The organism is Pararobbsia silviterrae (genome assembly GCF_003628125.1).
Lineage (GTDB): Bacteria > Pseudomonadota > Gammaproteobacteria > Burkholderiales > Burkholderiaceae > Pararobbsia > Pararobbsia silviterrae.
This window is the reverse complement of sequence record NZ_RBZU01000006.1, coordinates 312,762-324,815: the sequence shown is the minus strand read 5'-3', so window position 1 is coordinate 324,815 and position 12,054 is coordinate 312,762. Positions and strand designations below refer to the sequence as shown.

The following is a 12,054-nucleotide window of genomic DNA, read 5'->3' as shown; positions in this document are numbered from 1 at the left end:
AGGTCGCCGGGATCGAAACCGAACGACGGACCGGGAAAGTCGCGCGTCGATCAATGAATAAAGTCCATGCAGGCTCAAGCCGCGCCGGATTCTGCGGTCTGTTGCGGCGCGCCGCGTCGATATGCGTCGAGCAATCGCGCGCGCGCGCCCTCGCGCCGCAGATCATCGGCGGCGACCACCGCGCCGTGATGCAGCACGATCGCGCGCTGCGCTTGCGAAAGCACGAGATCGAGATCGTGCTCGATCCACAAAACGGACAGTCCCTTGCGACTGCGCGCGATACGCACCATCTCGCCGATCAGCGGACGTTCGTCATGACTGAGCCCGGAGGCGGGTTCGTCCAGCAGCAATATGCGGGGCTCACGCACCAGGGCGCGAGCCAGATCCACGCGACGCAGCACGCCAAGCGGCAGATCGGCGACGGGCGTATGCAGCGCGTCCTCCAAGCCGCATAGTTCGGCGATCGCATGTGCGCGCTGGCGGGCGCTGCGTTCCTCGAAACGCGCGCGCACGGGGAAGACCAGACTGCCAAGCGCGCTCAGACTAAACAGCGGTGTCCAGCCAAGCAGGATGTTGTCGAGCACGCTGCGCTCTCGCACGAGTTTGAGACCTTGGAACGTGCGACCGATGCCGAGGCGCGCAATGCGATGGGACGCGAGCGGGTCGATACGTGTCTCGCCGAGCACAATCTCGCTTCCCGCCGCCGCTGTGTATATGCCGCCGATACAGTTCAATAGCGCCGACTTTCCGGCGCCGTTGGGACCGATCAAGGCGAGCACTTCGCCCTCGTACAGCGTGAACGAGACGTCGCGCAGCACCTGCAAGCCGCCGAACGCCAGATTGACGCGATTCAGACGCAGCGCAGGCCGCGCCGTACCGAGCGATGCATCAAGGTAAGACATGGGTTTCTCGCGCGGATTGACGCGCGCTTCGGCTCGATCCGAGTCCGAGCATCACGTCATGAATATCATCGAGATCTGACGCTGCGAGGCTGTCGTAACGGCGCAGCAACCGCCCGCGATCCAGAACGAGCGCGCGCTCGGCCAGCATGCACAACCATTGCGAATCCGATTCGGCCACGATGATCGACAAGCCCGTTTCCGCGCGCAAACGCGCAAGCCGTTCGCAAAGATCTTCGATCACGGGAACCGCGAGTCCAAGCGTCGGTTCATCGAGCAACAGCAGTTGCGGTGCCCCGAGCAGCGCCATGCCGATACCGAGCATCTGCTGCTCCCCGCCCGAGAGATTGCCGGCAAGCGAGGCGCTGCGTTCGCCAAGGCGCGGAAACCAGCCGAGCACATCGTCGAGCCCGATATCGCGGCTGCGCGCACGCGCAGCGCCGATGCGCAGATTCTCCGCCACCGTCAACAAACCAAACACCTTTTCGCGATCGGGCACGAGACGCACGCCATGCGCGATACGCGCCCGGACGTCGCCATAGGGCAGATCGACGTCGTTCAAGCGGATCCGCCCTGTCAGCCGTTGACGGTGGACGCCCAGGCCGGCCAACGCGCCCAGCACGGAAGTCTTGCCGGCGCCGTTACTGCCCGCCAGCACGAGACTTTCGCCGCGACCGAGCGCGAACGAGACGTCTTCGACCGCGCGATCCGCGCCATACCGGATGGCCAAATTTTCGACCTCAAGCCATGCCTGCCCGCTCATGCATGCCTCCCGTCATCGCTCGGCGCCCTGCGCAATGCGCGAGCGATACGCTTCGGTCCGTCGAGCAGTGCGATCACCAGAATCGCCCCCAACAGCATATTGTCGATGCCTGCGAGATGAGAGGTCGCGTCGATGCCGACCGCACGCAACGCGGCGGCGATCGCGTCGGGCAACACCACGACCACATACGACGCCACGATCGCACCGCTCAATCGCCCCGCCCCGCCTAAGGCGACCACCGTGAGATAGGTCACGGCGACATGCAGCGAGTAGCCTGTGGCCTGCACATTGCCGAGCCGGTATCCGTCGATCGCACCCGATGCGGCGATGACGGCCGACGTCAGCGCGAAGACGGTCAGGCGCGCGCGCACCGACGACACGCCAAGCGCGGCGGCCGCGGTCGGTTCGGCGCGCAACAGTGCCCATTCGCGCCCGACGTGGCCGCGCTGCAACCATGAAAACAAGGCGAAGACTGCACCGATCAAGATCGCCGTGAAGGCCCACCAGCGCCACGGCGAGTCGATCGCGACGCCCGCGATGCGCGGCGCGTCGAGCATGAAGCCGCTGGCATAGGTCAGCTTCAGATCGAGATCGGTGGCGACGATCGACACGACATGCTGCAAAGCCAGCGTGCCGACGGCCAGATACAACCCCGACACGCGCAACGTCAACACGGCGACCAGCGCGCCGGTCGCAAAACCCAGCACGATCGACACCAGTACCGCGGAGCCGAGCCCGAGGTGGAGTTCGGTCGCGAGAATGCCCGATGAAAAGGCCCCGATCGCAAGAAAAGCCGCCGTCCCCAACGACGGCAGTCCGGCCGATCCGGAAAGCACGGTCAACGCCATCGCGCCGACCGCCATCAGCCCGCCGCTTGCCGCGACATAGAGGCCATAGCCTCCGAAACAGAACGGCAGCGCCAGCGCCAGTAGCAAGATCGCGCCGCGCACGGCAACGCGCGTCGGCACCGTCGGGCGGCGCACACGAGATTGAACCGTAGCGAACGTGCGGGAATGCGGAGTCGACATGCTCAGGTCCTCGAAATGCGCTCGACACGTCCGCTCAGGCCGGCAGGCCGCAGCGCGAGCAGCAGCACCAGAAAGAGCACGGGGACCACGACGCTGTAGCGCGCGTCGAAGAACAGGCTCGTCAGATTCTCGCCGGCCGCCAGCAGCAGCGCCCCGGCGAGCGCACCCACGGGGCTCGTCAAGCCGCCCATGATCGCCGCCACGATGCCCGAGAAGCCGATCTCGGCGCCGCCGATCGAGACCGCCGAAATCGCACCGGAAAACAGGCCCGCCACCGCGCACAGCATGGCGGCCACGATCCAGACAAACGACAGCCAGCGCGCAGCGGGAATGCCGCTGAGCACGGCGAGCCGCCAGTTTCCGGCAACCGCCTGCAATTCGATCCCGGCGCGGGAACGGTAAAACACGAGCAGCAATCCCCCGATCAGCACGCCGCCGATCACGACGATCGCAAGACTCACGGGCGAAATCTGCGCACCGGCAAGCACGAACGTGTCGCGCCGAAACGGCATTTGAATCGTTTCACCGGCCCAGACCGCCGACATCACGCCTTCCAGGAAAATCGACACGGCGATCGTCACGACTGTTCCGACGAAGTGGTCACCGTTGGCCGACAACTGTCTCAACAGCAGATACAGAATCCAGCCGATCACGGCCGCGACGGCAAACGCGGCAAGCAGCCCTGCCGCGAATCCGGCACCCCCGCCTCCGGCCCAGCCCCAGACATCGTGCAGCACGTAGGCACAGGTCATGCCGATCTCGCCGACGCAAAACATCAGCACGCGGCTCGTGCGATACGCGAGCACGACCGCCAGCGCAAGCAGCGCATAAGTCACCGCGCTGCTCAACAGATCGATCAGAAAGGAGACGGGGTTCATGGTGCGTCAATGACTCAGTTGTCCGTCGCTTGCGATGCGCTGCCAGTCGCCGGTCGGCACGAGCTTGTGCTTGTCGGCATCGACGCGATAGAGCCGATAGGCCGAAGGTCCGTAGTGATCGGTCGCGGACAAGGTCAGACGCGTGCCCGTCAGGCCGCCGCTGTCGATATCGACTTTTTCGAGCGCAGCGCGCAGCGCGTCGGGCGCGCAGGCCGCGGCACACTGTTGCAGCGCCGCGGTCACGACGAGCCCGAGCGCCCATCCGCCCGCATGACTTGCATCGTCATCGCCGAGATGCGCGCTTCGTAGCGCGGCACGCAATGCATCGAGCTGCGGCCCGGTGCCGTCGCCCGCCGTGACAAACCGCGTAAAGCTATAGACCTCGAGCTTCGAACCGGCGGGCAATGCATTGAGCACCGTGTTGTCGCCGATGCCCGTGTCCATCGACAGAAAGACACCGTGATAAGGCGAGCGTGCGAGCACCGGCAACAAGGCAGCAAGGTGCTCGCGGCCGATGCAGTCCGTCACGACATCGGGATTGAGCGCAACCAGTTTGTCCGCGACAGCGCGGAAATCGCGTTGCGCGATCGGCACCGTCAACAATTGGGTTTGCTGATAGCCCTCGGATTTAGCCTGAGCCAGGATCTTGTTGCAACTGAGGATCGATCCCGGCACCTCGAACGCCACGCAAGCGATGCTCTTGCCTTGCGGACGCAATTGATGCGCGAAATGGCCGCCCACGATACCCGCGAGACTCAGCTCCTGGCCGAGCCCGAACGCGAATGGCTTGACCGGCGGCAGGACGAGCGGGATGTTAATCGGGTTGGCCGCGAGCACCGGCAAGCCGAGTTTTTGCGCGGACGCGAATACCGCCGCATGCGTGTTGCTCGCACCGAGCCCGAGCACGCCCGAAACGCCCTCGTCCTTGAGTTCCTCGAGCGCGGTCAGCGAACGCTGCGTATCGCTCTGCGTATCGCGCGTGATGATCTGGACCTGACGGCCATTGATGCCCCCGGCCCGGTTCAATTGATCGACATAGAGCTGGAACGCGTCATAGGTCGGCTTGATCGTCGTGGCCTGAGGGCCTGATGCATCGACGAGATAACCGAGCTTGTATGGCGCGATGTCGGCGGCCAGGGCCGTTCCGGCCGCGCCCAGCGTTGCGAGGCTTGCCAGCGCGGCGGCAATGACGTGTTTGAGCTGCATGATCGTGGGTTCTGCGTGGATGGGTGGGAAACGCGGGATCAGGGCTTGCCTTGTTCGATCCAGCTCGCAAGTTGCTGCACGGCATCGGCCAATACCGCGTCGCCCGGATAGGTCGCCTGGCTCTCGTGATAGCGGCGCAACAGGCGCAATGCGCCCGGATGATGCCCGCTGAGGTGCGCAATGGTTTCGAGGCCGGCCTTCTCAAGGTCGGCGCGCGGCACGACGCGGCTCAAGAGGCCGATTTCGCGCGCCTCCGCTGCCGGCACGGGGCGCCCCGTGATCACCAGGTCCTGCGCGATGCGAGGTGCGATGAAATAAGGCGCGTAGGCCGCCACCACCAGCGGCGCGAGTCCATGGTGGATCTCGTCGAAACCGAGTACGGCATCGTCCGAACCGATCGAGATCGTGCTGTGCAATGCGATACCGGAACCGAAGCCCAGTGCGCGACCGTGAACGAGCGCGATACTGACGCCGTCGAATGCGCGCAGCGCGGCGTTCGCCTGCAGAATCAAGGTCAGATTCTGCTCGCGCGTCACGCCGCTGACCTTTTCCTTCTGGTCTCGGCCAAGCGTAAAGTCCGAGCCGTTCGCATCGATGATCAGGAAGCGCGCGCGGCTTTCCTGTGCGGCACGCAACGCCTCGATATAGTCGTTCATGATCCGGAACGTAATCGCATTCGACGTCGCGGGACTATCGAACGTGATCCGCGCGAGATCGTCGGTTTTTTTATAGAGCAGCATGAATTGACCTTAGAGACCCAGATTGGAGCGCAGCGTCGCGCCGCGCGGTTCACGGCGAAACAAGCCGCGACGCTGAAGTAAGGGAACGACTTCGCTGCCGAAGGCGGACAGCCCCTCGGGCAGCACGTCAAGCATCAGATTGAAGCCGTCGCACGCGCCTTGCGCATGCCAGTGTTCGATCGTGTCGGCGACCTGTTCGGGCGTGCCGACGACCTGCAGATGCCCCCCGCCGTTGCGATAGAGGATTTCGCGTACGGTCAGTTTTTCGCGCACGCCGAGTTCGAGCGCCGCATTTCGAAATCCTTCGGAACCCTTGAACGCGTCGTTGGCGAGAATGCGCTCGACCGGCAGCGGTTTATCCAGTTCGAGCGCGTCCACCGGTACGCCCACACGCAGGGCCAGTTTTTTCAGTTCGGCCTGCCCGCCCAGCGCATCGAGCGTGTCCTTGCGCGCGCGTGCTTCATGCTCGGTACCGCCGATGATCGGCAATAAGCCGGGGACGATCTTGATCCGGTCGGGATCGCGGCCAAATTCGCGTGCCCGCGCTCGCACATCGGAGCGAAATGCGCGCGCGCCATCCTGAGTGTTTTGCGCGGTGAACACCACATCGGCCGTGCGCGCGGCGAGATTGCGTCCGGCATCCGAGGCCCCGGACTGGAACAGCACCGGCGAGCCTTGCGCGGACGGCGGAAGCGTCGACGGCCCACGCACCCGAAAATGCGGGCCGTGATGATCGATGGCCCGCACTTGCGCCTTGTCGACGTAAATACCCTGCGCCTTGTCGCCGATCAGGGCCTGCGCCGACCAGCTTTGCCATAGCGCACGGACCACGTCGACGAACTCCTCTGCACGCTGGTACCGCTGCTCCGCGGGCGGCAAGGGCGCATCGCCGAAATTCGCCGCGACGTCCGGCACAAAGGTCGTCACCACGTTCCATCCCGCACGGCCCGCGCTCAGTTGATCGAGCGTCGAGACGCGCCGCGCCAGCGAAAACGGTTCGTTATAGGTCGTCGACGCGGTGGCAACCAGACCGAGATGCGAGGTCTCGCCCGCGATCGCGGCCAACGCGAGCAGCGGGTCCATGGCGCCGAGATTCGGACGTTCGAAATTTTCTTCGCCGACCGCGAGCGTATCCGCGAGAAACAACGCATGCAGGCTCGCCGCCTCGGCCTCGCGTGCGAGTCTTCGATAGAACGGCAAACCCAGCGACGAGAACGCCTCATCGCTGCGCAAGCGCCAGGCAGCCGGATGCATGCCCACACCCAGCACCACCGCGTTGAGAATCAGATCCGCCGGCGTCGTACGGCTCATGTTGCGGAGAGATCGACGGGCACGCGCAAACCGCGCGCCTCAAGCAGCGGGAGCACGCGTGCGGCAAAAAATTCCAGATCGGGCGCGTAGTCGTAGAAGCCGATCTGCACACCGTCGAACCCCGCTTCGTGAAGGCGTTGCAGGCCGTCCGCCACATCGTTCGGATCGCCGACGATCTGCACATGGCCGCCCAGTACGCGATCCGCGGGCACGTGCTGCTGCCAGCCCTGCGCATCGCCGCCGCTATGGCGCGCCGTGTAAGCACGGATCGATTCGAGATCCGCTTGCGCGACGATCGCGTCGCGATAGGCAAACGCCTCCGCGCGCGTCTCCTTGCAGATGATCAACGGAAAAATGATGACCTTCGGCGAGCGCCCGGTCCCGGCGTAGGGCGCACGGATCTTCGCCACATGCTCGGGCAGGACTTCGATCGCACGTTCGAAGATCGCCCCGCCCGGGCTCGACGTGAACACGATATCGGAATGACGCGAAGCGTATTCGAAGCCCGCCTGCGACGCGCTCGCCGACACCATGATGGGTCGCCCGTATTTGGGCCGCGGTGAGACATACGCGCCTTCGAGCCGGTAGAAACGGCCTTCGCGCGTGATGTTTTCACTGCCTTCCCAGAGGGCCTCCATGATGTCGACGAACTCGTCGGCGCGATCGTATCGCTCGTCGTGCGCGACACGCTGCATGCCGAACATGCGCGGCTCGGCGGCGTCGTACCCCGTGACCATATTCAGGCCGAACTTGCCGCCGGCGATGTGGTCCGCGGTTGCCGCGAAACGCGCGAGATAGAGCGGATGAAGATCGCCGTACAGGATATGCACCGTCGAAATCGTGATGAGCCGCGTCGTCAGCGCACTCAGCGCGACCGTCGACATGAACGGATCGAGAAAATTCTCGCGATAGCGCGACGGGCCGCCGAAGCCGCCTTTCGGAATCCATTGCTGCAGTCCGAACACGAATTCGAAGCCATGCGCTTCGGCGCGCAGCGACAAGCGCTTGTTGTACTCGAATGACCAGTCCGTGGTGCGCGGATAGGTCGACTGGGAAAAGCCGCCGGTCTGCGTGGGCAGAAAAAGTCCCAGCATCAAAGGCTGACGTGCAGCCTGTGCGAGCGGACTTTCGGGAAACTCGAGAGGGCCACGACGCTGCGCAGGCGGCTCGATGGAAACGGTCGACATAGCCGCATTACCTTGAAACAAAAGAAATCATGCGTGAGCCGCCTGGCTCACTCCTTGAAACCGGTCTTCGCGCGAAAGTAGTCGACTGCGGCCTGAGCCACCACGAGGTCTTCGTCGGCTGTCCCCGAACTCACGCCGATGCCGCCGACAATGACGCCGTCCACCGTGACGGGCAGACCGCCGCCGATGATGCTGAAGTGACCGCCGTTCGTGACGTGAATGCCGAACGTCCCTTTGCCGGGCTGGCAAAGCTGGTTGTAGACATGCGTTCCCTTGCGCGCCGTGGCGCCCGTGAATGCCTTGTCGATGGCGATGCTGATGCTGCTGATCTTGCCGCCGTCCTGGCGTTCGAACGAGATCAAATGGCCCGATTCATCGGTCACGGCCGTGCACATCGGAATGTGCAGTTCTTCGGATTTGAGGCGCGATCCTTCGAGAAGAATGGCCGCTTCGGAAATAGAGAGTCGTTTGATATCAAGCATGTTCGGAACCCACATGGGTGAGGTCGGTGGTTTTCAGATGGGCCGCAAGCTGCGCGACTTCATCGGCGGTGACGGTGCCAAACGGCGGATACGGATCGCCGATGCCGCGGCCGAGCGCGGCAAGCGCGGCTTTCATCGTGGGGCCCAGGCCGCGATGCATCCAGCGCGCCGGGAAGAGCGACAACTGACTCTGAAGACGCGCCGCCTCGCGCACGTCGCCCGTGGAGTAAGCGCGAATGATCTTGCCGCCCAGTTCCGCCACCGGCGCCGGCATCGTCGCGCCGCTGCCGCCCAACTGCAGAGAAATCAACAGCATTTGCGCCGTGGTCAAATACTGCGCATGGCCGGACTTGTCGATCTGCTCGATCAGACGTCCGACGCGAGACAGGTCGCGCGAACTTTCCTTCAAGTACCGCACCGGTTCGAGCTTGGCCAGCTCGACCGTCGCATCGGGCGACAGATCGGCGCCCGGTCCCGCATTCAGGTACAACATGATCGGCAAGCGGGTTTCCTTCGCGATCAGCTCGATATAGCGCACGAGCTCGGCCGTGCTGGGCGCGCCGCCGAACGGGCGCAACGGCACCAGCAACTGGATGGCGGCGGCGCCGAGCGACTCGGCAAGCTGCGCAAGTTCGACAGCCGTGCGAAACGACGGATGCGAGACGCCGACGACAAACGGCAGACGCCCGCTGAGCGCCTCGACCGTATGGCGGATCAGCGCCTTGCGCTCCTCGAACGCGAGATAGTGATATTCCTGCGTCTCCACGCCCGCGGCGACGAGCATCGTGGCGCCGCAGTGTTCGACGACATAGTCGATATGCGCGGTCAGCGCCGCGCGATCTACACGGAGATCGGCATCGAACGGGGTCAACGGAGGAACGACGAGTTCGGGAGCTGGCGATGTGCGAGCCATATTCACTTGCAATGAATCATAACTATGAGTAGATTGGCGACGGCTTCTCGGAGACAAGCGATCGTGCGGAAGACGCGACGAAGTATTGATTTCGATATTTCGCAAGTCAACAAACGAAAAACACTTTCCTTATTCACTAACTAGCGTCGCATGACGCCTCGACAGATCATTCGCATGGACAGAAACGAAGAATTTCTGCAGGTCCCGCGCCCCCCGTTTCTGTATGAACGGGCGCCCGACTTCGAAGCCCGTTCGACAATGGGCACGATTTCCTCGGCGTCGTATCGCGGCAAATGGTTGCTGTTCTTTTCGCATCCGGCCGACTTCACGCCGGTGTGTACCAGCGAGCTCGTCGCATTCGCGCGTTTCGCGCCGCAGTTTCGCGAGCTCGATTGCGAGCTGCTCGCGCTGTCGATCGACGGCTTGTATTCGCATCTCGCCTGGCTGCGCAGCATTCAACAAAACTTCGACATCGACATTCCGTTTCCCATCATCGAAGACCCGTCGATGGCCGTCGCCAAGGCTTACGGCATGCTGCCGCCCAAGGCGATTTCTTCGAGCACCGTGCGCGGCATGTTTCTGATCGATCCGGACGGCATCATCAAGGCCATCAGTTGGTACCCGATCTCGACAGGACGCTCGGTCGAAGAAGCCTTCAGGCTGTTTCAGGCGGTGCGTATGACCTGGCAGGAAAACCTGTACGCGCCGGCCGACTGGCAACCCGGCCTGCCCTGCGTCGTACCGCCGCCGAAGACCGTCGACGATGTCGCCACGCGGCTGTCCGAGAAGAATGTGGCGGACTGGTACTACCAGACGCGCACCAGCGAGCCGCCGGCCGCGAAAGGCCGCAAGACGCGTGCTTCGACTCCGCGTCGGGAGCCGCGCCGATGAGCCGAGCCGAACCCGAACGTCCCGAACTGGTGGCCGTCGCGAACTGCTTGCGCATCATCAGTCATCCGAGCCGCCTTGCGATCGCGCTGCATTTGCTCAAGGGTCCGCTTGCCGTATCGGAAATCGAAAGCGAGTTGGGACTCCGTCAGCCCAATCTGTCGCAGCACCTCGGCGTGCTGCGCGATGCGAACGTGCTGACGGCGAAGCGTCGCGCGAAGTCGGTGGTCTATGAACTCGTGCCGGGCGCTTCGTGCGATCTGATCGACGCGATTCGCGCATCGATGCAGACCACGGGCGCGAGCAAGACGCCGCGCGCTCCCACCGCGTCGCGTGAACCCGCGCGCAGCGCGAGCCTGGGCGAAACGCGCGCCATGTCGGCGGAACTCGACGATGCCGCGGTATTTGCCCACTTGCTGAATCGCACGGACTCGGACTGAAGCACATTTCGTCCGTCCGGCGAAGACAGCGGGCGAGACGATCAAGACAACCGTGAGGCGAAGTGAGCGTCGGTCATCGATGACCGACGTCGTCCTTTAGGGTCGACACGTGAAGCCGATCGTCGTCACGCTCGGCCCGTCATTCGAAACGCTCGACGATCTCGAACTCGATATGCTGGCCCGGCTGCAGATCGATCAACGGCGAATGCGACTCGACTTCGAAGTACGGCAAATCTTGAGAATTAAAGATCTCGACCGCGGCGCCGTGCGCATACCGTGCGTCCCGTTCGACATTTGCGATGCGTCGATACTGATGCACTTCGCCGTCTCGTCCTGCAAAGGCGATTTGAATAGTTCCGCTTGCGTGCGCGACGCCTACCTTGAACGTGTCCGGACGCTCACACGCGACGCTTGCCGTGCGGTCTCGCAACGAGACGATGCCGGTATCGTGGATGTCGGCAAAATGGCCGTGCCCCTCGACAGGCAGGATCACATCGTGAGTCGAGGAGAAGCCGGCATCCACCTCGATCTCAACGGTGGCAGGACGTCGAAACATGGAAACATCCCAGACGCCGCATGCGCGCACGCGTGGTCCGCGATTCGTTATGCGGTGCAAGGTTCGCCACGTCGTCGATCCGGCCTTCACCTCGATACATCGTGAGATCTGCAACTCACTATCCGAGCAAACCGGACTCTCCAACTCGATGCCCATCGAAGCCACATCGCACCATGTCCTGACGACCCGGTACGCGCCGCTATCCAGATCGCGATGCGGTGCGCCGCCCGGCCACTCGGACTCCGGCGCAATCCATGTCTTTGATCCGCCCCACAGCGGAAAAGGCCATTTCGCATCACACAGACCGGCCCACTCGACCGGGTCAAAACGCGCCACGCGTCCTTTCAAGTTCGCATTCACGAAGCTGATGCTCGTTCCACGGAATTCGATGTTCATCAAGCGCCCGCCGACGGAAGGCACGATCGCTAACTCAAGATCGCCTTCGCGCAGTCGATACGCGGGCCATCCTTCGAAATCGGCCGATAAAAGCGAGCGATCCGCGCGCCTCTCGATACGGTGGTCTTTGTCGACTTCCATGAACTGATAGGTCTCCGTGATATGTGTCACCCGCGCTTCCGCGACGGCGCTGCTCATTGGCCAGCACTTCGGCCTGCACATCGGCCGGTATCGCTCCCGCGACGCAGGGCTTGTCAGCGAAAAGTTTAACGCGCTTGAGGTCGGTTTCGGTCGCGCGCCCTCGCGCGCCCTCGTCTGATCGGGATGCCGTGCGAGCGATATAACGCACATCGGCCGCACGCGATCA

13 protein-coding genes are annotated in these 12,054 nt (G+C 63.6%); 2 read left to right on the top strand and 11 right to left on the bottom strand.

What is annotated here, in order from left to right:
• Positions 1-74: 74 nt before the first annotated feature.
• From D7S86_RS15965 to D7S86_RS15920, 10 genes are all read right to left on the bottom strand, one after another.
• On the bottom strand, positions 75-902 hold the full coding sequence (locus D7S86_RS15965; RefSeq protein ID WP_121087829.1) for an ABC transporter ATP-binding protein: 828 nt from the start codon (positions 900-902) through the stop codon (positions 75-77).
• Positions 889-1,662: an ATP-binding cassette domain-containing protein gene (locus D7S86_RS15960; RefSeq protein WP_121087828.1), complete on the bottom strand. Its 774-nt coding sequence runs from the start codon at positions 1,660-1,662 to the stop codon at positions 889-891. Before D7S86_RS15960 ends, D7S86_RS15965 begins: the two co-directional genes overlap by 14 nt.
• Complete coding sequence (locus D7S86_RS15955) at positions 1,659-2,690, bottom strand: branched-chain amino acid ABC transporter permease (RefSeq protein WP_121087827.1); 1,032 nt, start codon at positions 2,688-2,690, stop codon at positions 1,659-1,661. Before D7S86_RS15955 ends, D7S86_RS15960 begins: the two co-directional genes overlap by 4 nt.
• Before the next feature lie 2 nt (positions 2,691-2,692).
• Entirely contained in the window at positions 2,693-3,568 is an 876-nt protein-coding gene (locus tag D7S86_RS15950) for an ABC transporter permease subunit (RefSeq protein ID WP_121087826.1), read from the bottom strand.
• Between the two features lie 6 nt (positions 3,569-3,574).
• Complete coding sequence (locus tag D7S86_RS15945) at positions 3,575-4,774, bottom strand: ABC transporter substrate-binding protein (protein ID WP_121087825.1); 1,200 nt, start codon at positions 4,772-4,774, stop codon at positions 3,575-3,577.
• Positions 4,775-4,812: 38 nt separating this feature from the next.
• A complete protein-coding gene (locus tag D7S86_RS15940; protein ID WP_121087824.1) occupies positions 4,813-5,514 on the bottom strand; it encodes an enoyl-CoA hydratase/isomerase family protein in 702 nt (233 codons plus the stop codon).
• Between the two features lie 9 nt (positions 5,515-5,523).
• Positions 5,524-6,825: an LLM class flavin-dependent oxidoreductase gene (locus tag D7S86_RS15935; protein WP_121087823.1), complete on the bottom strand. Its 1,302-nt coding sequence runs from the start codon at positions 6,823-6,825 to the stop codon at positions 5,524-5,526.
• Positions 6,822-7,919, bottom strand: coding sequence for an LLM class flavin-dependent oxidoreductase (locus tag D7S86_RS15930; protein ID WP_420813250.1), 1,098 nt, complete (start codon positions 7,917-7,919; stop codon positions 6,822-6,824). Before D7S86_RS15930 ends, D7S86_RS15935 begins: the two co-directional genes overlap by 4 nt.
• 140 nt (positions 7,920-8,059) lie before the next feature.
• On the bottom strand, positions 8,060-8,494 hold the full coding sequence (locus D7S86_RS15925) for a GlcG/HbpS family heme-binding protein (RefSeq protein ID WP_121087821.1): 435 nt from the start codon (positions 8,492-8,494) through the stop codon (positions 8,060-8,062).
• Entirely contained in the window at positions 8,487-9,407 is a 921-nt protein-coding gene (locus D7S86_RS15920) for a dihydrodipicolinate synthase family protein (protein ID WP_121087820.1), read from the bottom strand. Before D7S86_RS15920 ends, D7S86_RS15925 begins: the two co-directional genes overlap by 8 nt.
• A gap of 174 nt (positions 9,408-9,581) precedes the next feature.
• On the opposite strand from D7S86_RS15920, the gene D7S86_RS15915 reads away from it, so the two are divergent.
• Both D7S86_RS15915 and D7S86_RS15910 read left to right on the top strand, forming a co-directional pair.
• Positions 9,582-10,298 (top strand): peroxiredoxin, encoded by a 717-nt coding sequence (locus tag D7S86_RS15915; RefSeq protein WP_121087877.1) that lies wholly within the window; start codon positions 9,582-9,584, stop codon positions 10,296-10,298.
• Positions 10,295-10,735, top strand: a complete 441-nt coding sequence (locus D7S86_RS15910; RefSeq protein WP_121087819.1) for an ArsR/SmtB family transcription factor — start codon at positions 10,295-10,297, stop codon at positions 10,733-10,735. Before D7S86_RS15915 ends, D7S86_RS15910 begins: the two co-directional genes overlap by 4 nt.
• Before the next feature lie 139 nt (positions 10,736-10,874).
• Here the strand turns inward: D7S86_RS15910 and D7S86_RS15905 are convergent, their stop codons facing one another.
• Positions 10,875-11,885 carry a hypothetical protein gene (locus D7S86_RS15905; RefSeq protein ID WP_121087818.1) on the bottom strand — a complete coding sequence of 337 codons (1,011 nt, stop codon included), beginning with the start codon at positions 11,883-11,885 and terminating at the stop codon, positions 10,875-10,877.
• Between the last annotated feature and the right edge of the window lie 169 nt (positions 11,886-12,054).